We start from the raw sequence: 22,809 nt of genomic DNA on the forward strand, positions 1-22,809 counted from the left end.
ACGACCTTTTTATTGCTATCTTTGCAACCATCACTACTCGGGCATCATCTCACCTTCACCGCCCATACTGTTTGCCGCATTAACCCGTTCCTGCGCGGCTTTCACTTGGTTTTCCAAACCCTTAATCCGTTCTTGATAACGGGCGTAGTTTCGCTCATTGCCATAACGAACCTGTTTGCCCTCTTCCAGATTTTTCTGTGCCTGAGCCAATTCGTTTTGCGCCGAAGATGAACCAGGCATTGCGCCGGACGGTGGAGACGGCATTTGTTCGGAAGGAGCGTTTCTTGCAGCAGCGCTTGCTGATGCCGAGTGTGCGGACGGTGCGGCGGAGGTATAAACCGAGGGTCTGCCGATATTGCCCGGTTTGCAGTTTTTGCCGCCGGTCTGCGTATAGGTTTTACGCCCTGATTTGTCGATACATTCAAATACGGGGGATGCCGTCGTAGCGGCGGAAAATGCGAGCAGTAATGTGCTTAAAATCAATTTATTCATTCTTATACCTTTCATCAAATCATCAAAACCATATCCACCATGCCACCAAAGCAATGATCATCACCAAATTCGCAATAATAATCGGCTTCCATTGCCGAGGTGCGTGGCGTAATTCTGCGCCTGGACGTGTGCGGCGGATGTAGAAAAACGGACTGAGCAGCATGGATGCGGCGCACAACAGAATAATCACGGCGTAATAGATTTTTTCGGTTTCCATTTCCTCCGCCCCGTTTCAGACGACCTATACAAAATATGCTACAATCGCCGGCGATTATAACACCCTGTTTATCTATATTTATAAAGGTTTTACCAATAATGATTTCTACCAACGGCATTACCATGCAGTTCGGCGCGAAGCCGCTGTTTGAAAACGTATCCGTCAAGTTCGGCGAAGGCAACCGCTACGGCTTGATCGGCGCGAACGGTTCGGGCAAATCCACCTTCATGAAAATCCTCGGCGGCGATTTGGAACAGACTGCGGGTGAAGTGGCGATTGAAAACGGCGTGCGGCTGGGTAAGCTGCGCCAAGACCAGTTTGCCTACGAAGACATGCGCGTGCTGGACGTGGTGATGATGGGGCACACCGAAATGTGGGCGGCGATGACCGAACGCGACGCGATTTACGCCAACCCCGAAGCCACTGAAGACGACTACATGAAAGCCGCCGAACTGGAAGCCAAGTTCGCCGAATACGACGGCTACACCGCCGAAGCGCGCGCCGCCGAACTGTTGAGCGGCGTGGGCATTTCCGAAGATTTGCACAATGCGACCATGGCGGAAGTCGCCCCGGGATTCAAGCTGCGCGTATTGCTGGCGCAAGCCCTGTTCTCCAAACCTGATGTGCTGTTGCTTGACGAACCGACCAATAACTTGGACATCAACACCATCCGCTGGCTGGAGGGCGTGTTGAACCAATACGACTCCACCATGATTATCATCTCGCACGACCGTCACTTTTTGAACGAAGTCTGCACCCACATGGCGGATTTGGACTACAACACCATCACCATCTACCCGGGTAACTACGACGATTATATGCTCGCCTCTGCCCAATCGCGCGAACGCGCCCTGAAAGACAACGCCAAGGCAAAAGAGAAACTGCAAGAGCTGCAAGAGTTCGTCGCCCGCTTCTCCGCCAACAAATCCAAAGCCCGTCAGGCAACCAGTCGTCTGAAACAGGCAGACAAAATCAAAGCCGAGATGGTCGAAGTGAAACCTTCCACCCGCCAAAACCCGTATATCCGCTTTGAAGCCGATGAAAAAGCCAAGCTGCACCGTCAGGCGGTAGAAGTCGAAAATCTGGCCAAACGCTTTGAAACCCAGTTGTTCAAAAACCTGAGCTTCATCCTCGAAGCAGGCCAGCGCCTCGCCATCATCGGCCCCAACGGCGCGGGTAAATCCACCCTGCTGAAACTTCTCGCCGGTGCATTCAAGCCCGAATACGCCGAAGGCATCGCCCCCGATGCAGGCACCATCAAATGGGCAGAAAAAGCCAACGTCGGCTATTACCCTCAAGACCATGAAAACGACTTCGATGTCGATATGAACCTGAGCGAATGGATGCGCCAATGGGGCCAAGAAGGCGACGACGAACAGGTCATCCGCGGCACTTTGGGGCGTTTGCTCTTCGGCAGCAACGACGTGGTGAAAAAAGTGCAGGTCCTCTCCGGCGGCGAAAAAGGCCGTATGCTCTACGGCAAACTCCTGCTGCTGAAACCCAATGTGCTGATTATGGACGAACCCACCAACCACATGGACATGGAAAGCATCGAATCGCTGAACATGGCGCTGGAGAAATACAACGGCACGCTGATTTTCGTATCGCACGACCGCCAGTTCGTCTCCTCGCTCGCCACCCAGATCATCGAGCTGGACGGCAAGGGCGGTTACGAGCACTATCTGGGCGATTACGAAAGCTATCTGGAGAAAAAAGGGATTGTGTAAAAAAACATGAACGCCAATCTGCGGAAACTGCTGCAAAACCCGCTTGCGCTCATCGTATTGCCCGCATTGAGCCAGTATCTTACGCAAAACGGTAAGGTACACTTGGTTGATGACGAACATGCTTATCGGAAAGGTCATGCAGCCGCCTGACTATTTAACGAGTTCGGCGTAGCAGGCGCTGGGGCTTTCTAGGCGTTGCCTAGATTGTCTGCCTGTTTTTAGCCATTCGTTCATATCGGGTGTGACAGCAAGATAAGTAGCAGTAAACAAAAAGCTCAGGCAGTCTGAAAAATGTCTTTCAGACTGCCTGAGCTTTTTAGTCAATAAAGGAAGACAACAAATAAAAAACAAACAGCATAACTATAGTGGATTAACTTTAAACCAGTACGGCGTTGCCTCGCCTTGCCGTACTATCTGTACTGTCTGCGGCTTCGTCGCCTTGTCCTGATTTAAATTTAATCCACTATATATAGCAAGTTATATTACTAATGCTATAGTTTATAGATAATTCAATATAGTTTAATTACCCTTACTCCTCAAAAATAATTAACTAAATTGTCTATATTCAAAATACATTTAATATGACATATGAAATTTAATTGCACCCCATCCAAAAACAGCTTGAATTACCTTGATTTAACCGATTTTGAAGTTATTTTACCAAGTTAAATATCATGGTCTAAACCCCTCTATGCCGCATTAATTCAAACAACAGCAAAAATAAATTAACCCTTTAAAATAAAAGGGAATTAGCCTTCCCATCCATATAAAAATATTCCTTAGTCACGGTATTCATTACTTAACTTTTTTCTTTCAAACCGTCCTAATTTCGCCTAATCCCATGATTTAAGTCAGGAAAACAAAATGACTATGCTTGACACTACACAGGAATGGTTTAACATACAATTTCTTTTTTAACCAAGATTCAAAAAGAGAGACTCATGAAAAAATCAGCTTTATTGGCAACTTTGTTGGCCGCTCTGACCTTGTCCGCATGTGGTGGTGGTTCTTCTGCTGTTTGTGATGAATATGAAAAAGCTTTTGCTGACGCTACTAAAAACGTCGATGCAGCTACAAAAGATATGATGCAAAAATCATTCGAACAAACCAAAGAAGCTTTGAAAAACTTGCCTGCTGACCAACGTGATGCTACTTGTAAAACATCGTTGGATGCGTTGAAAGGCAACGCTCCGGCTGCATCTCCTGAAGATAAAGCAGAAGAAGCTAAAGAAGCAGCAGAAGACGCTAAAGAAGCAGCTGCCGATGCTAAAGAAGAAGCAAAAGATGCTGCTGAAGCAGCTAAAGAAGAAGCCAAATAATACGATACCTTTGGCAGAAAAACGGATTCTGATTACTCAGAGTCCGTTTTTTGTTTATGCTTTTACTGATTAGTACTGTACTAAGTGATTTAATCAATATATAGTGGATTAACTTTAAACCAGTACGGCGTTGCCTCGCCTTGCCGTACTATCTGTACTGTCTGCGGCTTCGTCGCCTTGTCCTGATTTAAATTTAATCCACTATAAATATGTATGAAAATTAACTTTCAATATAGTTTATCAAGAAATAAATTTTCGTTCTTATATACAAAACCATCCCTGTGAAGCCATCAGGGTATTAAAATCAAAACACGAGGTCGTCTGAAAATAGTTTTCAGACGACCTTTGATACTAAGTTTCGTTGGGACATGACTCAAGCTACACTTGATTGCTATTAGGTAAACACATCGCCTTACGCCAAAAAACCATCACAATTACCGCCGCGATAATGATAATTCCGTATGGAATCATACCGTCGCCGTTTTCATATGCCGCCCGTCCGCCTGGGAAGCCTGTGCGCGCAGTATTGGCAACCGTGTGGCACACAATCAATACAAATACCGAACCGCCGCTGCCGTTGTACAGCCATACATAGATAATCCTCACGGCAACCGTCCCTGCCAGCCCCCATGCGATCAGTTCGGCAGACTGCCCCACGGCAATCATGGACGGCAAGTGCCACAATGCCCACGGTATCCCGATAATCAGCGCCGTAACAAGCGGGGTAAAACGCCGTTGCAGACTTTCCGTAGCGTAGGCGGCATAGCCCAATTCCTCGGCAACTGCCGCGATAAAGAACATGACGAACGCACCGGCAAGCGGCGCAAACGATACGGATAAGGCGGGTATGATTTGTCCTGTTTGGCGTATCGCGACATAAGTCAGCAGATAAAGCAGGGGAAAAATCAGTATTGCCGTCCAAAAATAGGCAGAATGCTTTATCCGCCCGTAATCAAACACACGCCCAAACAGGCTGCGCACCGCCGCCATTCCGCCCTCGCGGTAACGCAGCAACGCGGCGGCAACCGTCGGGGTGAGTGCCGCGCCGATGTCGGTCAGCGGCAGATTATCAGGTAGGGGACTGTGTTTGAGAAACAAAGACAGCAGCCAAAACGGTGCGCTCAAAGCGTACACCAGCAGAAAGTATTGCCACGGATGCGAATAACCGGCTGTCGGTTTTTTTGAAGAGGGGTTCTGCATGTTATTCCTGTTCGTTCCGTAAATAAGTTGGCAGGGGAGCAGGTACGGCCTGCTAGATAATGTACAGTATAAAAATATTGCACGTTTTTTTCTAATTATTATAAAAAGCAGCCTGCACTTCGATTTTTGAAAGTGCAGGCTGCTTTCGATACTAGAGAGGTCGTCTGAAAATTATTTTTCAGACGACCTATGATATTGAGTCTGTTGAAGTCATGACCCAAGCTGCGTTTGCCGCCAACTGGATTACTATATGGTTTGGAATCATTCGGTAGCAACAAAAAACGCGTGCGTGCGTACCGCACACCCCCTACACCTCAATTTTAAGGTTTGCGTCGTCCGCAGTGGTAGGGTGTGTGGCGTAGCCACGCACGCGGTTGGCATGGATGCAGGCTACGGCTTACTTAATCATGAGTTCTTTCAGAAATATCAAAATTTAGTCTTTGTATTTCTATGAAGTTTGCAATAAAGTATAGAATACTTAATATATTTAAGGCAATAGTTATATATCCCACATCTATAATTATCTTATAATTTTTAATAAAAATAATATTTTATATCTGGAAATAATTGATATATCAAGTAAGAAAAAGATACTACAGCAAAATAATACATATAGTTATTTCTTACAAATAAAATATTTTGTTTTACTTTTTTGTAAATTACTCGATTTTTAATTTTATCAGGATTGAGAGTGCATAATATTCCCATTCCAATAGAAAACATAATGCCAGATATGGTATATACCGTATTCGTAAAATTTGCATCTATCGTTTTCCATTCAAAAACTGAAGCAAAAATAATTGATAAAAATAATGCTAATAAAATATTAGTCAGATGCTTTGTGCTGTTTTTCATTCTCTAAATCTCGAATAAAGCGAATCATCTCTTGAGATAATTGTGCTTCATTTAATAATCCAGAATCCGTAGTTTCAATAGAGACTTCCTTAATTCTCAGAATCTGTTTTCCTTTAATAATTTTCTTATTATCTCTTGTAACAAATTCAAAATTCTCTAAATCTGATACAGGTTTAAGTAATGCACTATATGCTTTTTTCAGCGATTCGCTGTCTGATTTTTTAGGTTTTTAAATTCAATAACTAGTCTGGCTGATATCATCTGTTCCAATTCAATATCAGATAGTTTATCACTATCAATCAATGCATTTTTGATTAGGTTTAAAGCTATTTTTCCCAAATCAAAAGAAGATCTTTGAGTTGAGTTCTCTGATTCTTTAGTGGGATATATTGATGTATCTTTAACTACAATATCTTTAATATCAGAAATACTAGGAACAATTTCTTCTGCTAGAAGAGGACTGATTTCATACAAGTCATTTAATAACCAATTTAAGTAAGTCTGCAACCTTGTTATAGTAATATTTCCTTGTAAGTTAGTCACAAGATAATTATTGTTAAGTGCAAAATAATAGTGATTTTTGTAAATCGCATCTGTATCTAGAGTGCTATTGTTTAGTTCTTCTATCGTAAAATTAGGCTTTTCAAATAAATGTGTATTTATATGTTGAACATTATTCCCAAAAGCAACTCTTAGCATCGTACAAAATATTACATCCATTAGCAGGTTGTCTTTAGAGAAATTAGAAATAAAATCTTCTTCTTTTTGAGGATCTTCTGTATTTAATAACATTCTTCTTTCATTGACCGTTTTTGAATTTTTTAAAAAAGATTTTAGTTTATCTTTAACATCAGAATGCATTTTATTTATGTCAGTATTAGTAATTTCAAATGCTCTTAATTTAATGGCTACCATTATTTATCCTTATCTTCTATAGTGGAAAGATATCTAAAATATAACTTTAAATATCCTCCCAACGGTTTTCATTTAGGTTTAGGTTAAACAATTTTTCTTTAATTTAACCTTATTTTAATATTTTCATTAGATATCTAAACTCGGTATCTCAGATAGTTTGAAATTTTTTGAGTTTTGACCTAACCCTGGTTTGCTTATCAAACCAGTTTGCTATGAATCCAACCTTCTACCGAATCCAGCATCGTGCCGACTTGGGAAGCATCCGTCCCCCCGGCCTGTGCCAAATCCGGTCTGCCGCCGCCTTTGCCGCCGACTTGTTCGGCTGCGAATTTGACCAAATCGCCGGCTTTCACTTTAGCTGTCAGCGGCTTGGATACACCGGCGCACAGGGAGACTTTGCCGTCGTTTACTGCCGCCAAAAGAATTACGGCGTTGTCGGATTTGCTGGTTAAATCGGTAACGATTTCGCGCAGGGCGGCTGCGTCGGCTTCGATTTGGGCGGCGACGAGTTTGGCTGTGCCCAAGTCTTTGGCGTTGTCCAAGAGTTTGGCGCCTGCGTGGACGGCGAGTTCGGCTTTGGCTTTGGCCAACTCTTTTTCCAAGGCTTTGGCGTTTGCGGCGTTGGCTTGGATTTTGGCGAGTACGTCTTTTTCGGTTTGGGCTTTGACTTCGGCGATGACGTTTTTCATCAGGCTTTCTTGGTTTTGCGCCCATGCGAGTGCGGCAAGGCCGGTGATGGCTTCCACGCGTCGGATGCCTGCGGCGATGCCGCCTTCGCTGATGATTTTGAAGAAACCGATGTCGCCGGTGCGGGCGACGTGGGTGCCGCCGCACAGTTCGGTGGAGTAGTCGCCCATGGTGATGACGCGGACGAAGTCGCCGTATTTTTCGCCGAAGAGCATCATGGCGCCGGATTTTTGCGCGTCTTCAATGGACATGGTTTCCACTTTGACGGGCACGTTGGCGATAATCGCGGCGTTGACGCGGCGTTCGACTTCGGCGATTTCTTCCGCGCTGATGCCTTGCGGGTGGGAAATGTCGAAGCGGGTCAGCTCGGCGTTTTGCAGGCTGCCTTTTTGTTCGACGTGTGTGCCCAAAACATCGCGCAGGGCTTTGTGCATCAGGTGGGTAACGCTGTGGTTGCGCATGATGCTGTCGCGGATGTCGTTGTCGATTTCGGCGGATACGGCATCTCCCACTTTCAGACGACCTGATACGACTGCGCCGAATTGTCCGTGTACGGCGGCTTTGATTTTCTGCGTGTCTTCGACGCGGAAACGGTTTTCACCCGATACGATAAAGCCTACGTCGCCGACTTGGCCGCCGCTTTCGGCGTAGAACGGGGTTTGTTCCAAAACGACTACGCCTGCTTCGCCTGCTTTAAGTTCGTCCACGGCTTCACTGCCTTTGTATAAGGCGATGATTTTGGTGTCTTGGCTGCGTTTTTCGTAGCCGGTGAACTCGGTGTCCGCGCCTGTGTAGTCCAGTTGCGCGTTGGCTTTGAAGTTTTGCGCGGCGCGGGCGCGGGCGCGTTGGGCTTCCATTTCACGGTTGAAGCCTTCTTCGTCCAAATCGATGCCCAATTCGCGCGCCATGTCGGCGGTCAGGTCGTAGGGGAAGCCGTAGGTGTCGTAGAGTTTGAAGATATGTTCGCCACCGATAACGAGTTTGCTGTTGGCAATGTTGTCCATCAAATAGGCATTCAAGGCTTCGGCAAACGGTTTTTCCGCGTCGGGAATATGGGCGGTTTCCAAAGCAGCCTGCAAATCGATATACATGCCTTCGTTCAGGCTACCTGAAACTTGGGGACGGATAACGATTTGCTTTTTGCCTGAAGCGGCACGGGAGGAGGCGGTGAATTCCACACCCTCTGCGGTTTTCAATGCCAGTGGTTTGCCCGCACCGTCTTGCGGCAGCAGACTTTCCAGTTTCAGGAATTTCATGCCGTTGAACACTTGGTTGAACAAACCCATACCTTTTTCCAGCGTTTCGCCGAAGCGGGTTTCTTCCGCGCGCAGGGCTTCCATAATCTGAGTTTGTTTTTCTTTCAACTCGGGATATGCGTCGCCCATTGCTTTCACCAAGTCGGGTACGAGCTTGTAGAAAAACGCCTGTTTCTGACCGAGTTTGTAACCGTGGCGCACGGCGCGGCGGATGATGCGGCGGAGTACATAGCCGCGGCCTTCGTTGGACGGCATCACGCCGTCGGCAATCAGGAAGGAGCAGGAGCGGATGTGGTCGGCAATCACTTTCAGGCTCGGCTCGTCCATACTGAACGGCGCGCCGGTTTCGCGGGCAACGGCTTTGAGCAGGTCTTGGAACAGGTCGATTTCGTAATTGCTGTGGACGTGCTGCATCACTGCCGCCATGCGTTCCAAACCCATGCCGGTATCGACGGACGGTTTGGGCAGCGGGTTCATATTGCCTTGCTCGTCGCGGTTGAACTGCATGAATACGCAGTTCCAAATTTCAATCCAGCGGTCGCCGTCTTCTTCAGGGCTGCCGGGAATGCCGCCCCAGATTTCTTCGCCGTGGTCGTAGAAAATTTCGGAACACGGGCCGCAGGGGCCGGTGTCGCCCATCTGCCAGAAGTTGTCGGACGCGTATTTCGCGCCTTTGTTGTCGCCGATGCGGACGATGCGCTCGGCAGGCATACCGATTTCGTTCAGCCAGATGTTGTAGGCTTCGTCGTCTTCGGCATACACGGTCGCCAAGAGTTTGTCTTTGGGGATGTTCAGCCATTCGGAGGAAGTGAGGAATTCCCAAGCGAAGTGGATGGCGTCGCGTTTGAAGTAGTCGCCGAAGGAGAAGTTGCCCATCATTTCGAAGAAGGTGTGGTGGCGGGCAGTGTAGCCGACGTTTTCCAAGTCGTTGTGTTTACCGCCGGCGCGCACGCATTTTTGCGCGGTGGTGGCGCGGTTGTAGGCGCGTTTGTCGAAGCCGAGGAACACGTCTTTAAACTGGTTCATACCGGCGTTGGTAAACAGCAGCGTCGGGTCGTCGTGCGGCACGAGGCTGGAAGAGCGGACGATGGTGTGGCCTTTGGATTCGAAGAATTTTAGGAATTTTTGGCGTAGTTCGGAGGTTTTCATGATGTTTCGATGTCTCTACTAAAAAGGTTTCAGACGACCTTCCCGGCCGTATGTGATTGTGAAAAGAAAATGGCTGCTATATTACCGCAAAACCTTGTTTCTAGCTATTGAATCAGGGACTTTCAGACGACCTTCCGACTATCGCTCCAATGGAAATTGCTATCAGATAGTGCGTGCCTGATTTATAATCCCTTACTTTCCCTTCCACCCGATATGCAAGGAATGATAATGACCAAACATCTGCCACTCATCGCCCTGACCGCCGTCATGCTCGCCGCCTGCGGAGGTTCGGATAAAAATACCTCCGACAAAGCGGGTCAGGCGGGAAACCAAAATGTATTGAGGATTTACAACTGGTCGGAATACGTCGATCCTGAAACCGTCGCCGATTTTGAAAAGAAAAACGGTATCAAGGTAACTTACGACGTGTACGACAGCGATGAGACGCTGGAAAGTAAAGTATTGACCGGAAAATCAGGCTACGACATCGTCGGGCCGTCCAATACCTTTGTCGGCAGGCAGATTAAGGCGGGGGCTTATCAAAAAATCGACAAGTCCCTGATTCCCAACTATAAAAACCTCAATCCCGAACTGATGAAATTGATGGAAGGCGTTGACCCGAGCCACGAATACGCCGTTCCGTTTTATTGGGGAACCAACACCTTCGCCATCAATACCGAGCGCGTAAAAAAAGCCTTGGGCACGGACAAACTGCCGGACAACCAATGGGATTTGGTGTTCAATCCCGAATACACATCCAAGCTCAAACAATGCGGCATCAGCTACTTGGACAGCGCGGCGGAAATCTATCCTATGGTGTTGAACTACATGGGTAAAAATCCCAACAGCAACGATACCGAAGACATCAAAGCGGCAACCGAGCTGCTCAAGAAAAACCGCCCCAACATCAAACGCTTTACCTCGTCGGGCTTCATCGACGACTTGGCGCGCGGCGACACTTGCGTCACCATCGGCTTCGGCGGTGACTTGAACATTGCCAGACGGCGCGCCGAAGAAGCGGGCGGCAAAGAAAAAATCCGCGTCATGATGCCCAAAGAAGGCGTGGGGATTTGGGTGGACTCCTTCGTTATCCCGAAAGATGCGAAAAACGTCGCCAACGCCCACAAATACATCAACGACTTCCTCGACCCCGAAGTCGCCGCGAAAAACGGCAATTTCGTCACCTACGCCCCTTCCAGCAAACCCGCACGCGAATTGATGGAAGCCGAGTTCAGGGACGACCGCACCATCTTCCCGAGCGACGAAGATTTGAAAAACAGCTTCATCATGGTCCCTATCCAGCCCACCATTTTGAAATTCATGGTCCGCCAATGGCAGGGCGTGAAAGCCGGAAAATAATTGATACGGATGGATTAAAGGTCGTCTGAAAACTGGAAATACAGGTTTTCAGACGACCTTTTTGTATAAACATCAAACAGGTTTCTTGCGGCTGTCTTTTATAGTGGATTAACTTTAAACCAGTACGGCGTTGCCTCGCCTTAGCTCAAAGAGAACGATTCTCTAAGGTGCTGAAGCACCAAGTGAATCGGTTCCGTACTATCTGTACTGTCTGCGGCTTCGTCGCCTTGTCCTGATTTAAATTTAATCCGCTATATCTTTTCAACCCAATCCACCATACTTGAAGTCATCAAAGTCCAGATATGATATAGTCCCTCCACTTTCACTCGTATTTTGAAACGGAGTAAAACCATGACTCAATCCATCCATATCCACAGCATGACTGGCTTTGCCAATGCCGCAGGCGAATGCGGCGGCAAGCGCGTGAACTTGGAAATCCGCGCGGTGAACCACCGTTATCTGGATGTCCAATTCCGTATGCCCGAAGAATTGCGTTATCTGGAAGGCGCGTTGCGCGAAAAAATTGCGGCTTCGGCCGCACGCGGTAAACTGGAATGCCGCATTCAGTTGCAGGACGCGGCAGTCGGCGGGCAGAGTTTGGAAACCAATGAAGAATTGGTGAAACAGTTGTCCGATTTGAACAAAACTTGGCGCAAGGAACACGGTTTCGGCAAGCTGACGGTCGCTGAAGTGTTGCGCTTTCCGGGCGTATTGGCAGGTCAAAGCGAAGACCCCGAAGCTTTGGCGAAAACCGTGCAAGAACTGTTGGACGAAGCGTTGAAAGAGTTTGCCGCCGCCCGCAAACGCGAAGGCAAAAAACTCGGCGAACATCTGTTGCAACGTTTGGCCAGCATGGAAGAAATCGTGGATGCCTTGAGTGAGCTGTTCCCCAGTCTGCTTCAAGCGCATATGGACAAGGTGAACGCGCGTTTGGCGGAAGCGGTCGGCAATATCGACAACGATCGTTTGCAGCAGGAATTTGCGCTGTTTATCCAAAAATCCGATGTTGACGAAGAATTCAGCCGCCTGCGCACGCACATCGCCGAAGTCCGCCGCATCGTTACGGAAAACAAAGGCAGCGCGGGCAAACGCTTGGACTTCCTGATGCAGGAACTGAACCGCGAAGCGAACACGCTGGGCAGCAAAGCAATCGCGGCGGAATGCACGCAGGCTTCAGTCGAACTGAAAGTCTTAATCGAGCAAATGCGCGAGCAGGTTCAAAACATCGAATAAGCCTTCAAAAATAAAGCAAAGGTCGTCTGAAAAGCCATTTCCCGCTTTTCAGACGACCTTTTTCTTAATGGATGCTTAGTTTTGTCCGGGTTTGATGACTTTGGCGCCCTGCTCTGTACCCAAAATCAACACATCCGCGGCGTTGCGGGCAAAGATGCCGTTTTCGAGAACGCCGGTGATGCGGTTAATTTCGTCTTCCATAGTCAGCGGACGGTCGATATGCAAGTCATAGACATCGATAATTTGGTTGCCGTGGAAGGTGGTGTAGTTCAGGCGTAATTCAGGCTGTCCGCCCATTGCCAAAAGTTTGCGCGACACCAGCGAACGCGCGCCGGGCAACACTTCTACGGGCAGCGGGAATTTTCCCAAACGCGAAACATATTTGCTCTCGTCGGCGATACAGATGAATTTGTCGGACGCACTGGCGACGACTTTTTCGTTCAGATGCGCGCCGCCGCCGCCTTTAATCATTTGCAGCATATGGTTCACTTCGTCCGCACCGTCAACATAGACAGCCAGCCCCATCACATCATTCAGCGATACTTCGGGGATGTCGTATTTCGCCATCAGTTCGCTGGACTTTTTAGAAGTCGAAACCGCGCCTTTGATTTTTTTGCCGCTTTTGCCCAACGCTTCGATAAACATATTGACGGTCGAGCCGGAGCCGATACCGATGTATTCGTTTTCGGGTACGAATTCCACCGCTTTCTCGGCGGCAATGCGCTTCAATTCGTCTTGAGTAGCCATGAGTTCTCCTTAATGGGATGTCGGTTGATGGGCATATGTTAACATTTTCATGCCATTTGTGCTTGCCTGCTTACGCTTTTTCCAGCAACACCGCCGCCTGTGCCTCGATGGCTTCCATGCGCCCCAGATAGCCGAGTTTTTCGTTGGTTTTGCCTTTGATATTGACACAGGCCGTCTGAATGCCCAAATCGGCGGCAATGTTGGCGCGCATGGCGGGAATGTGCGGCGCGAGTTTGGGCTTTTGCGCGATGATGGTCGTGTCCACGTTCACAACGCGCCAGCCTAAAGCCTGCACGCTTTTATACGCTTCGCGCAACAATACGCGGCTATCGGCATCTTTAAACTCGGCGGCAGTATCGGGAAAATGGCTGCCGATGTCGCCCAAACCCGCCGCGCCGAGCAATGCGTCGGTAATTGCGTGCAAAAGCGCGTCGGCATCGGAATGGCCGAGCAGGCCTTTTTCAAACGGGATGTTTACGCCGCCGAGTATCAAATCGCGGCCTTCGACGAGTTGGTGGACATCGTAGCCCTGTCCGATGCGGATATTCATGTTTTGTCCTTTTTTCAATGTCAGGTCGTCTGAAAAACGGGTTTCAGACGACCTGCAACAACAGCCTCACAATCAATTCATCCTGCGGCAGCGTCAGCTTCAAATTGCGCGTGTCTCCCTGCACCAGCAGCGGCTGTACGCCCAGCTTTTCCACCGCCGACGCTTCGTCTGTAATACCGCTCAAATCCTCTGCCGACAAAGCTCGGTGCAATAAGGCCGTCTGAAAAAGCTGCGGGGTTTGCGCCTGCCACAATCCGGCGCGGGAAACGGTTTCGCCGATATGGTTTTTACCGTCGACGCGTTTGAGTGTGTCGGCAACGGGTATTGCCAAAATACCGCCCTGCTCTTTTCCGCCCGCTTCCTCAATCAGACGGGTCAACGCCTCGGGCGGTAGGCAGCAACGGGCGGCATCGTGAACAAGAATGTTATCCTGCTCAGCCGCCAGACCTTGAACCAACAATGCGGATACGCCGTTGCGCACCGTTTCGGCACGGCTTGCTCCGCCTACGCGGAATACGCGGGTTTTACTTGAAGGGATCGTCTGAAACGTTTGGTCTTCGGGCGATACGATAACGGCAATCAAATCGATGGCAGGATGTTTTTCAAAGATGTCTATCGTATGCTGCAACACGGTTTTGCCGTTGATTTCAACGTATTGCTTGGGCTTTCCTGCCCCAAAGCGCATTCCGATACCGGCAGCGGGAATCAGAGCGATATGACGGCGCGTCATGCTTCGGTTCCGGCTGTTTCGGCTTTACGCCACAGACAGGCTTCGCCCAAACCGTCCAGATATTGTTCGTGTGCGGCGAGTTCCTCTGCGTTGGCTTTGATAACCTTCAAATGAGCCGGACGCTTGGTTTCGGCAATAATGACCGGTTTGACTTCCTCGTCTTCTTCTTTTTCGCCGCCCATTAAATCAAACTGCTGGCGCGTCATGGCGAGATACACTTCGCCCAAAAGCTCGCAGTCAATCAACGCCCCGTGCAGCACACGCTTGCTGCGGTCGACAGAAAGGCGGTTGCACAAAGCATCCAAACTGGCTTTCTGACCGGGGAACATTTCCCGCGCCATCGCCAGCGTGTCGGTTACGGTACAGCCAAGCTCCTCGATGGAAGGCAGCCCCATACGGCGAAATTCCATGTTCAGGAAACCGACGTCAAACTTGGCGTTGTGGATAATCAACTCGGCATCGCGTATAAAATCAGCAATCTGCCGCCCTACTTCGGCAAACGGCGGCGCGTTTTTCTCTTCCAAAACCTCAATGGTCAAGCCGTGCACCTTTGCCGCTTCTTCAGGCATGTCACGCTCGGGATGAACATATAAATGAAGGTTGTTGTCGGTCATTTTACGGTTGATCATTTCCAGACCGGCAAACTCGACCAAGCGGTCGCCGCCTTCGGCATAAAGGCCCGTGGTTTCGGTATCAAGGATAATCTGGCGTTTGCTCATAGGAATATTCTGTATATCGCTCATTGATAAAATGCCTTGAATCATACGCAAGGCTGCTACAAATGTATAGTCAGTAAAGCTCAGGACCTATATATTTGAATACAATATTTCTTAGAGCATGAATACTGCCCCGACAAGGGATTTTGCTGACAATTTTTCAAACGTATTTATCTTTACATTCCCGCTAAGGCTCATTTTCTCTAAATTCCGAGTAAATCACTCAAGTTTTATCAATTTCAAAAAATTAATTTCTATAAAAATCATTATCTTATTACCTATTCTCATAATAATAACAATTATCATTTGCAAATTTTGAAATTATCCGTATAATGCATTCCATCGAAACGAAATCAACGCGCCACAGAACGAAAGGAGAAGAAAATGCCTGAAAATATTTTCCAGCAAGTCTCTCTCGACATTCTGAGACTGCACCAACATACCATCCGCTCTCTGTTGGCAACCCAGTGTTGCGATGATTGCGAAGTACATGATGCCGTATATGTTACGCTTGATGGTCGTTATTATGTTTGGCTTCCCTGCATGGGTAAATCGGAGCAGCCGCAAACCGGCATCCTCCTGATTGAAGATGAAGACAGCCATTCCCGTTTAAGCTGGGTCGCCAGCACTCGGGAGGTCAAACAAAAAGACAGTTTGTACAGCCGCGTCGTTTCCGTTTTACAACGCAAAATGCAGAAGGCAAAAGAAAAGTTTATTCATGCGTCTGATGCCCGTTTGCTTGAACTGACACCGCAGCAAGGTCGTTTGACGACCAAAAGCAAAGATTTGTCGCTTTCACCCTATGATTTGATGAAGGCACTTTATCCGGCAACCCATCAACGTCAATTAGAGGAGTTCGCCCTGTAACAGTTTTGGTAGTGGTTTGTGTTCCTTTTGCGCCCCTTAAAATTAAAGGGGCGATTTTTTTTGCCTGCAACTCAACATGGCTTCCATCAAACCAATCAAAAAAGGTCGTCTGAAATCGGATTCAAATTTCAAATCCGGTTTCAGACGACCTTTTGCCTATTGCCGTTTACTTGCCTGCTTCAGATGAAGACAGGTTTTCCGGCAACATGTCCTGCTCGTCAAAATCAGGCTCAGGCTCGTTTTGTAACACCTTGCCATTCAATTTCAATTCGTTGTTTTGCAGGGTCAGATGGGTTTTGATGTTGTTTTCTTCCAAAGTTAGGTATTGCTCCTGCGCCATGCTTTTCACAGTGCTGTCCACCATCAGACGCAGCGTTTCATTGATATCTTCAATTCCTGCGCGTCCGGCTTCTTCATCCTCGGCATTGACGCTAAACAGGCTGCGCGCTTGGTTGATTGCCATCTGCTCCAACAGTTTTTTCGGAACGCTCACATTGAAATCAGCATGGGTTTTTTTCAACATTTCGCTGAGGCTGTTCAAATCTTTTGCCGCCAAGCCTTTAAAGGCGAGTTTACCGCTGACATCCACTTGACCTTGCGGCATGATGAATTTGAATGTTTTGACATTCAGCACCGGATCATTGGTAAATAAACCAGAAGCTTCGTTTTTAGCGGTTTGGAGCAAGGCGTTTTGGATTTCTTCCTCACTCATTTTCTTATTGGCGACTTCAGCAAGCTTGGCTTTCAAAGCCTGCAAACCTTTGCCGTCCAAATGCTCTGCGGCCACATTGATATCCAGCGGACCATATTTATCTTCGCCATAAACCAGCTCTTCAAATTGGAACCGTCCTTCGCTATTAATGAATTTATCAACTTCGTTGGTATTGGTATCAAATTTCAGTTTGCTGACTTCGATTTTGGAAGGCGCGATACTGCCGGTCGGATTGATAAATGCGCCGATTTGCAGATTGGTCACGAGATTGACCAGCTCGTTCAGCTTGACGTTGTAATCAATGTTTTCTTTCCATTGCAGCAGGAATTTATCCAAAGTAATGCTGCTTTTGCCCAAAGAAAGCTTGTTGCTTCCGTCTGAAGTTTCGGATTGGAAATGTAAATTTTCCATCGAAACATCACCCTTATCCGCCAACTTGATCTGTAAAGACGGAGCGGTATAGTCGTGGCGGTAACTTTGGAAATCTTTTTCGTAATCAGTGTTGCCGCTCAAGCCTTTCCAGCTGAGCTTGATGCCGGACAGTTCTTCATAATCGAAAGCCGGAACGCTGAGTTGAAGTTTACCGCTTCCGCCGAAATAAATCGTATTGCTCATGGTCACCGGAGCTTGTTGACCAAAGAAGCGCGACAATACTTTTTCAGTTTCAGGATGGTATTTGAACTCTGTTTCCACATGAGCCTGAGTACCGAAACCGCCGGCAAACGGACCATGGCTGATATGGTTTACAACCGTAATCGGCTCTTGCAAAACGGTTTTCAGATTATCGGGCAGATATTGCTGGGTATTTTGAAGCAATGTCGGTTTCAGGCGTATGACCGTAGTTTCGGTCGCACCGAACCAGCCTCGATCATATTGGTGGGATTCTACGGTTAGAAAACCTGATTCTTGCAACAGCTTTTGTTGTGTGGTCAGGGTTTCTTCTGCTTTGATGCCGAAGTAGTAAGGCGCACCGAGGCCGGCGGCGATGGCTACGGCAACGGTCGAAATAAGATACTTTTTCATTGCTACAAACAGATAGGTTGAAAGCAATAAGAATAGCATTTTTTGACCGATTTGTCTTTTGGGAGACCTAGGCGGTACAAATAAACCTATATTTGGTACTTTCCCATCCTTATAAACCGGCTGCTTGCATTCTATTATCTCAAGCGTTCTGGTTTATAATCGGGTCGTCTGAAAACTTGACCACAGCCATCCGCCCCATGACCACGGACTTCGACATCCCCCTCTTTCTCAAAAACCTGCCCAACCTGCCAGGCGTATACCGTTTTTTCGACGAAGGCGGCAACGTCTTATACGTCGGCAAAGCGGTCAACCTCAAGCGGCGCGTGTCCGGCTATTTCCAGAAAAACGACCATTCCCCGCGCATCGCATTGATGGTGAAACAGGTTCACCACATTGAAACCACCATCACCCGTTCCGAAGCCGAAGCCCTGATTCTCGAAAACAACTTCATCAAAGCCCTGTCGCCCAAATACAATATCCTTTTCCGCGACGACAAAAGCTATCCTTACCTCATGCTCAGCGGACATCAATATCCGCAGATGGCGTATTACCGCGGCACACTGAAAAAGCCGAACCAATACTTCGGCCCCTATCCCAACAGCAACGCTGTGCGCGACAGCATCCAAGTCCTGCAAAAAGTCTTCATGCTGCGCACCTGCGAAGACAGCGTGTTCGAACACCGCGACCGCCCTTGCCTGCTGTATCAAATCAAACGCTGCACCGCGCCCTGCGTCGGACACATCAGCGAAGAAGACTACCGCGACAGCGTGCGCCAAGCTGCCACCTTCCTCAACGGTAAAACCGACGAACTGACCCGCACCCTGCAACACAAAATGCAGACTGCCGCCGCCAACCTGCAATTTGAAGAAGCCGCCCGCTACCGCGACCAAATCCAAGCACTCGGCGTCATGCAGAGCAACCAGTTCATCGACAGCAAAAACCCCAACAACCCCAACGATATCGACCTGCTTGCGCTCGCCGTTTCAGACGGCCTCGTCTGCGTACACTGGGTCAGCATACGCGGCGGGCGGCACGTCGGCGACAAAAGCTTCTTCCCCGACACCAAAAACGATCCCGAACCAAACGGGCAAGACTACGCCGAAGCCTTCGTTGCCCAACACTATCTGGGCAAAAGCAAACCCGACATCATCATTAGCAACTTCCCCGTGCCCGACGCATTGAAAGAAGCCTTAGAGGGCGAACACGGCAAACAAATGCAGTTCGTGACCAAAACCATAGGCGAACGCAAAGTCTGGCTGAAAATGGCAGAACAAAACGCACAGATGGCAATAGCCCAACGCCGCCTGCAACAAAGCAGCCAGCAGCACCGCATCGACGAGTTGGCAAAAATCCTGAACATGAATTCAGACGACCTCAACCGTCTCGAATGCTTCGACATCAGCCACACCCAAGGCGAAGCCACCATCGCCTCCTGCGTCGTGTACGACGAACAAAACATCCAACCCTCGCAATACCGCCGCTACAACATCACCACCGCCAAACCCGGCGACGACTACGCCGCCATGCGCGAAGTCCTCACCCGCCGCTACGGCAAAATGCAGGAAGCCGAAGCCAACGGCGAAGCCGTCAAATGGCCCGATGTCGTATTGATTGACGGCGGCAAAGGACAAATCGGCGTCGCCGTATCCGTATGGGAAGAACTCGGGCTGCACATTCCCTTGGTCGGCATCGCCAAAGGCCCCGAACGCAAAGCCGGTATGGAAGAACTCATCCTCCCGTTCAGCGGCGAAACCTTCCGCCTGCCGCCCAACAGCCCCGCCCTGCACCTCCTGCAAACCGTACGCGACGAATCGCACCGCTTCGCCATCACCGGCCACCGCAAAAAACGCGACAAAGCCCGCGTTACCTCTTCCCTCAGCGACATCCCCGGCGTAGGCAGCAAACGCCGCCAAGCCCTGCTCACCCGCTTCGGCGGCCTGCGCGGCGTCGTTGCCGCCAGCAAAGAAGATTTGGAACAAGTCGAAGGCATCAGCAAGGCATTGGCGGAAACCATTTACGAGCATCTGCATTAAACGATGGGATGAATAAAGCAAGAGGTCGTCTGAAAAGTTTTCAGACGACCTCTTGTTATTTTCTATACCACATCAAAAACAATATTTTTTAAAACCTTATTAGGAACATATTGATAAATATCCCGAAATTCTTTCTTTACCGCGCCTGAAGCAGGATTCAGCTTCTCATTCCGCACCAATTTTATTTTATCTTTGGTTACTTCCGACAACGATGCAGCGGTATAGCGGTATTCCCGATGCGAACCTGCCGTCAAACGGTCTCGGGTAAATTCATACTGATATTTATCCTGTCCCGTTTCCCCATAAAAATCAACATCCATCCTGCAACGTCCTTGCGGTTGTGCAAACAATACCAACCCGCTTCCCTCCGGACTCAATTCAAAATCCGTCAAATCCCTTTCATAAACTTTTTTCCATTGGGAATGATAACTTTGAGCAGCAAGCAAACCCGAGCTCAAACATAAAACTGAAACCAATAAACCCTTAGCGACATTCATACGATTACACCTAAATTTGAAGAGCCTATTATTAAAGCTAAGAACTGAAAATAATACAACTGGGTTTCAATCGACTCAATCCCGCTCATCAAACAAGCCGACATCGAACAAATCCGGCTCACTCATCCGAACGCGGCAATCAACCTTAATGTCCTCATTTACCCGACAGCAACACGGCAGAATCTCGCCGGGTGCGACAAACGCCAGCGGGAAATCGTCGTAGGACACCCTGCCGTCTAATATTTTGACGCGGCAGGAACCGCAATAACCACTGCGGCACTGGTATTCGACCTCGTGACCGGTGCGCTCCAAGCCCTCCAATAAGGTTTCGCCTTCTTGAAGCTCGAAGGTTTTATCGTGTGTATTGATAAGTGCCATTGTTATCTGTTTAAGCGGAAAAGGCCGTCTGCACGGTGTAACTGAAATCTTTGATTTCGTTTCTACACCTGTTCAGACGACCTCTGATGATGGAAATGCGGAAAAACCGCCGAGTTTGATTACAGTTCGAAATCGCCCAAATCGTCCGCGCTGACTTCCGAATCGATCTGACCGATTAAGTAAGAAGAAATTTCCACTTCCTGCGGCGCAACCTGTACGTTGTCGGACGACAGCCACGCGTTAATCCACGGAATCGGGTTTTGGGTGGCACCTTCGAATCCGGCGGGCAAACCGACCGCCTGCATACGCAGGTTGGTGATGTATTCGACGTATTGCGCCAAAATTTCCTTGTTCAGACCAATCATCGAACCGTCTTTAAACAGATAGGCCGCCCATTCTTTTTCCTGCTCTGCCGCTTTTTTGAAGAGTTTGAAACATTCGTCCTGCAATTCGACGGCGATTTCCGCCATTTCAGGATCGTCGGCACCGGCGCGCATCAGGTTGAGCATATGCTGGGTACTGGTCAGGTGCAGGGCTTCGTCGCGGGCGATCAGTTTGATGATTTTGGCGTTGCCTTCCATCAACTCGCGCTCGGCAAAAGCAAACGAGCAGGCGAATGAAACGTAGAAACGGATGGCTTCCAACACATTGACGCACATCAGGCAAAGATAGAGTTTTTTCTTCAACTCGCGCAAAGACACGGTAACGAGCTTGCCGCCGACATTGTGCGTCCCTTCGCCCAACAGGTTGTAATACTGGGTATATTCGATTAAATCATCGTAATAACAGGCGATATCTTCGGCGCGGGCAATGATGTATTCGTTCTGCACGATGTCGTCGAACACGACCGACGGATCGTTGACGATATTGCGGATAATGTGGGTGTAGCTGCGCGAGTGGATGGTTTCGCTGAAGCTCCACGTTTCAATCCAAGTTTCCAGCTCGGGAATCGACACCAAAGGCAACAAGGCAACGTTCGGACTGCGACCTTGGATGGAATCGAGCAAGGTTTGGTATTTCAGATTGCTGATAAAAATGTGTTTTTCGTGTTCGGGCAAGTTGGCGTAGTCGATACGGTCGCGCGACACATCGATTTCTTCCGGCCGCCAGAAGAAAGACAGTTGTTTTTCAATCAGTTTTTCAAATACTTCGTATTTCTGCTGGTCATAACGGGCAACATTAACAGGCTGACCAAAAAACATCGGCTCTTTAAGCGCGTCGTTTTTGGTTTTGGAAAAGGTGCTGTATGACATGACTAGGTGTTCGCAGGACATTTAACTTTCCTTTGATTAAAATATTACTACTGCAATACTTTAAATAATAAAATTAAATAGCAATTCTAAGACATTTAGTTCATTTTTTATTTTTATCATTATTAACACTATCAAATATTGCCTTTGTCGAACTTCCTTGATTAACAGGATTAAAACTCTCTTGAACTACTCTTACATTTGAAGGCTGAATATTAGCCTGAGTTTTTCGAGTATTCTGAGAAATAGGATTCGATGCTCTAGCCATAGGAGGACCAGGAGGAATTGATTTTTTGTCAGACATTATCAAACGCTTTCTATCATTTTTATAATAAATAAAAATATACAACTCAAAACCGCAAAGACAATAAACAATCTTATTTCTTTGGGTACAGAACTGAGTTTTTGCTGCTTCTTCTCAATAGAGTCTTCTATAAAGTTTATCGCTTCTTGGAAAGAATTGATTAAACATTTTTTATAAAATAGAGAATTCTCTTCAGAAGTTTCATTTAGTTTAGATTCCAAATCAAAAATTCTTCGACTTTCTACGAAAGACAAGCTATTCAATAAATTATTAATTACTATAGAAGCAAATAAGGCAGTTAAAGCACAAGTAATAATAAATATTATTGATAACAAACTAGTAAAGTCTAATGGATTAATATGGAAACGAAGTCCATTAATTAATGCACTTGATACTACAGAAAAAAAACCAGCAATAAAAATAGACACTACAATCAGATATTTATTTGCCTTTTCATCAACATCTTTGAGAGTATTAATATAAAGCAGATACTCTTGCTGCAAAGTAGTTAATGTAATATTGTATTTTTCAAACCAATCATTATCTGAATTGAATTGTTTTTGACTATCTGATTTATCATCTTCCATAAATTT

23 protein-coding genes and 2 pseudogenes are annotated in these 22,809 nt (G+C 47.7%); 7 read left to right on the top strand and 18 right to left on the bottom strand.

The window, feature by feature from the left end; translation table 11 throughout:
- Positions 1 to 33 precede the first annotated feature (33 nt).
- Together HMPREF1028_RS05130 and HMPREF1028_RS05135 are read right to left on the bottom strand one after the other, a co-directional pair.
- The gene (locus tag HMPREF1028_RS05130; protein ID WP_009311735.1) at positions 34 to 492 is read right to left on the bottom strand and encodes a DUF4124 domain-containing protein; all 459 of its coding nucleotides are present in this window, start codon (positions 490 to 492) and stop codon (positions 34 to 36) included.
- A gap of 22 nt (positions 493 to 514) precedes the next feature.
- On the bottom strand, positions 515 to 709 hold the full coding sequence (locus tag HMPREF1028_RS05135; RefSeq protein WP_009311736.1) for a hypothetical protein: 195 nt from the start codon (positions 707 to 709) through the stop codon (positions 515 to 517).
- Positions 710 to 807: 98 nt separating this feature from the next.
- On the opposite strand from HMPREF1028_RS05135, the gene HMPREF1028_RS05140 reads away from it, so the two are divergent.
- The 3 genes from HMPREF1028_RS05140 (at position 808) to HMPREF1028_RS05145 (ending at position 3,755) form a co-directional block, all read left to right on the top strand.
- A complete protein-coding gene (locus HMPREF1028_RS05140; protein WP_009311737.1) occupies positions 808 to 2,436 on the top strand; it encodes an ABC-F family ATPase in 1,629 nt (542 codons plus the stop codon).
- A gap of 6 nt (positions 2,437 to 2,442) precedes the next feature.
- Positions 2,443 to 2,586: a hypothetical protein gene (locus HMPREF1028_RS14570; RefSeq protein ID WP_009311738.1), complete on the top strand. Its 144-nt coding sequence runs from the start codon at positions 2,443 to 2,445 to the stop codon at positions 2,584 to 2,586.
- A gap of 791 nt (positions 2,587 to 3,377) precedes the next feature.
- Complete coding sequence (locus tag HMPREF1028_RS05145) at positions 3,378 to 3,755, top strand: DUF5339 family protein (protein ID WP_003768017.1); 378 nt, start codon at positions 3,378 to 3,380, stop codon at positions 3,753 to 3,755.
- Between the two features lie 95 nt (positions 3,756 to 3,850).
- Here the strand turns inward: HMPREF1028_RS05145 and HMPREF1028_RS14580 are convergent.
- The 5 genes and pseudogenes from HMPREF1028_RS14580 to alaS form a co-directional block, all read right to left on the bottom strand.
- Positions 3,851 to 3,961: pseudogene (locus HMPREF1028_RS14580) on the bottom strand (IS5/IS1182 family transposase); the annotation flags it as partial.
- A gap of 172 nt (positions 3,962 to 4,133) precedes the next feature.
- Positions 4,134 to 4,955: a type II CAAX endopeptidase family protein gene (locus tag HMPREF1028_RS05150; protein ID WP_009311739.1), complete on the bottom strand. Its 822-nt coding sequence runs from the start codon at positions 4,953 to 4,955 to the stop codon at positions 4,134 to 4,136.
- A gap of 534 nt (positions 4,956 to 5,489) precedes the next feature.
- On the bottom strand, positions 5,490 to 5,810 hold the full coding sequence (locus HMPREF1028_RS14585) for a hypothetical protein (protein ID WP_156798075.1): 321 nt from the start codon (positions 5,808 to 5,810) through the stop codon (positions 5,490 to 5,492).
- Between the two features lie 198 nt (positions 5,811 to 6,008).
- A complete protein-coding gene (locus HMPREF1028_RS15165) occupies positions 6,009 to 6,725 on the bottom strand; it encodes a hypothetical protein (RefSeq protein ID WP_009311740.1) in 717 nt (238 codons plus the stop codon).
- A gap of 197 nt (positions 6,726 to 6,922) precedes the next feature.
- Positions 6,923 to 9,817 (bottom strand): alanine--tRNA ligase, encoded by a 2,895-nt coding sequence (gene alaS, locus HMPREF1028_RS05160; protein WP_009311741.1) that lies wholly within the window; start codon positions 9,815 to 9,817, stop codon positions 6,923 to 6,925.
- A gap of 228 nt (positions 9,818 to 10,045) precedes the next feature.
- On the opposite strand from alaS, the gene HMPREF1028_RS05165 reads away from it, so the two are divergent.
- The gene (locus HMPREF1028_RS05165; protein ID WP_003768034.1) at positions 10,046 to 11,176 is read left to right on the top strand and encodes a polyamine ABC transporter substrate-binding protein; all 1,131 of its coding nucleotides are present in this window, start codon (positions 10,046 to 10,048) and stop codon (positions 11,174 to 11,176) included.
- A gap of 193 nt (positions 11,177 to 11,369) precedes the next feature.
- Here the strand turns inward: HMPREF1028_RS05165 and HMPREF1028_RS15440 are convergent.
- Positions 11,370 to 11,435: pseudogene (locus HMPREF1028_RS15440) on the bottom strand (transposase); the annotation flags it as partial.
- Positions 11,436 to 11,527: 92 nt separating this feature from the next.
- Between HMPREF1028_RS15440 and HMPREF1028_RS05170 the strand changes: the two are divergent.
- Positions 11,528 to 12,409: a YicC/YloC family endoribonuclease gene (locus tag HMPREF1028_RS05170; RefSeq protein ID WP_009311742.1), complete on the top strand. Its 882-nt coding sequence runs from the start codon at positions 11,528 to 11,530 to the stop codon at positions 12,407 to 12,409.
- A 75-nt stretch (positions 12,410 to 12,484) separates the two neighbouring features.
- On the opposite strand, the gene rpiA is transcribed toward HMPREF1028_RS05170, so the two are convergent.
- The 4 genes from rpiA to dnaQ form a co-directional block, all read right to left on the bottom strand.
- Positions 12,485 to 13,156 (bottom strand): ribose-5-phosphate isomerase RpiA, encoded by a 672-nt coding sequence (gene rpiA, locus HMPREF1028_RS05175; RefSeq protein ID WP_009311743.1) that lies wholly within the window; start codon positions 13,154 to 13,156, stop codon positions 12,485 to 12,487.
- Between the two features lie 70 nt (positions 13,157 to 13,226).
- On the bottom strand, positions 13,227 to 13,706 hold the full coding sequence (gene ispF, locus HMPREF1028_RS05180) for a 2-C-methyl-D-erythritol 2,4-cyclodiphosphate synthase (protein ID WP_009311744.1): 480 nt from the start codon (positions 13,704 to 13,706) through the stop codon (positions 13,227 to 13,229).
- Positions 13,707 to 13,749: 43 nt separating this feature from the next.
- Complete coding sequence (gene ispD / locus HMPREF1028_RS05185; protein ID WP_009311745.1) at positions 13,750 to 14,436, bottom strand: 2-C-methyl-D-erythritol 4-phosphate cytidylyltransferase; 687 nt, start codon at positions 14,434 to 14,436, stop codon at positions 13,750 to 13,752.
- The gene (dnaQ, locus tag HMPREF1028_RS05190) at positions 14,433 to 15,155 is read right to left on the bottom strand and encodes a DNA polymerase III subunit epsilon (RefSeq protein WP_036529225.1); all 723 of its coding nucleotides are present in this window, start codon (positions 15,153 to 15,155) and stop codon (positions 14,433 to 14,435) included. Before dnaQ ends, ispD begins: the two co-directional genes overlap by 4 nt.
- 381 nt (positions 15,156 to 15,536) lie before the next feature.
- Here dnaQ and HMPREF1028_RS05195 point away from each other — a divergent pair, with 381 nt between their 5' ends.
- Positions 15,537 to 16,019: a hypothetical protein gene (locus HMPREF1028_RS05195; RefSeq protein WP_009311747.1), complete on the top strand. Its 483-nt coding sequence runs from the start codon at positions 15,537 to 15,539 to the stop codon at positions 16,017 to 16,019.
- 166 nt (positions 16,020 to 16,185) lie between these two features.
- Here the strand turns inward: HMPREF1028_RS05195 and HMPREF1028_RS05200 are convergent, their stop codons facing one another.
- Positions 16,186 to 17,754 (bottom strand): YdgA family protein, encoded by a 1,569-nt coding sequence (locus HMPREF1028_RS05200; RefSeq protein WP_036529319.1) that lies wholly within the window; start codon positions 17,752 to 17,754, stop codon positions 16,186 to 16,188.
- A gap of 197 nt (positions 17,755 to 17,951) precedes the next feature.
- Between HMPREF1028_RS05200 and uvrC the strand changes: the two genes are divergently transcribed.
- The gene (gene uvrC / locus HMPREF1028_RS05205) at positions 17,952 to 19,787 is read left to right on the top strand and encodes an excinuclease ABC subunit UvrC (protein WP_009311749.1); all 1,836 of its coding nucleotides are present in this window, start codon (positions 17,952 to 17,954) and stop codon (positions 19,785 to 19,787) included.
- Between the two features lie 62 nt (positions 19,788 to 19,849).
- Here uvrC and HMPREF1028_RS05210 read toward each other — a convergent pair whose 3' ends face one another.
- The 5 genes from HMPREF1028_RS05210 to HMPREF1028_RS05225 form a co-directional block, all read right to left on the bottom strand.
- Entirely contained in the window at positions 19,850 to 20,284 is a 435-nt protein-coding gene (locus HMPREF1028_RS05210) for a hypothetical protein (RefSeq protein WP_009311750.1), read from the bottom strand.
- A gap of 75 nt (positions 20,285 to 20,359) precedes the next feature.
- Positions 20,360 to 20,662 carry a class I ribonucleotide reductase maintenance protein YfaE gene (yfaE, locus tag HMPREF1028_RS05215; protein WP_009311751.1) on the bottom strand — a complete coding sequence of 101 codons (303 nt, stop codon included), beginning with the start codon at positions 20,660 to 20,662 and terminating at the stop codon, positions 20,360 to 20,362.
- A 119-nt stretch (positions 20,663 to 20,781) separates the two neighbouring features.
- Complete coding sequence (gene nrdB / locus HMPREF1028_RS05220; RefSeq protein ID WP_036529320.1) at positions 20,782 to 21,915, bottom strand: class Ia ribonucleoside-diphosphate reductase subunit beta; 1,134 nt, start codon at positions 21,913 to 21,915, stop codon at positions 20,782 to 20,784.
- Between the two features lie 100 nt (positions 21,916 to 22,015).
- Positions 22,016 to 22,216, bottom strand: coding sequence for a hypothetical protein (locus HMPREF1028_RS14595; protein WP_148132494.1), 201 nt, complete (start codon positions 22,214 to 22,216; stop codon positions 22,016 to 22,018).
- Positions 22,217 to 22,218: 2 nt separating this feature from the next.
- Positions 22,219 to 22,803, bottom strand: coding sequence for a hypothetical protein (locus tag HMPREF1028_RS05225; RefSeq protein ID WP_009311752.1), 585 nt, complete (start codon positions 22,801 to 22,803; stop codon positions 22,219 to 22,221).
- Positions 22,804 to 22,809: the final 6 nt, after the last annotated feature.

The organism is Neisseria sp. GT4A_CT1 (assembly GCF_000227275.1).
In the GTDB taxonomy this organism is placed as follows: domain Bacteria; phylum Pseudomonadota; class Gammaproteobacteria; order Burkholderiales; family Neisseriaceae; genus Neisseria.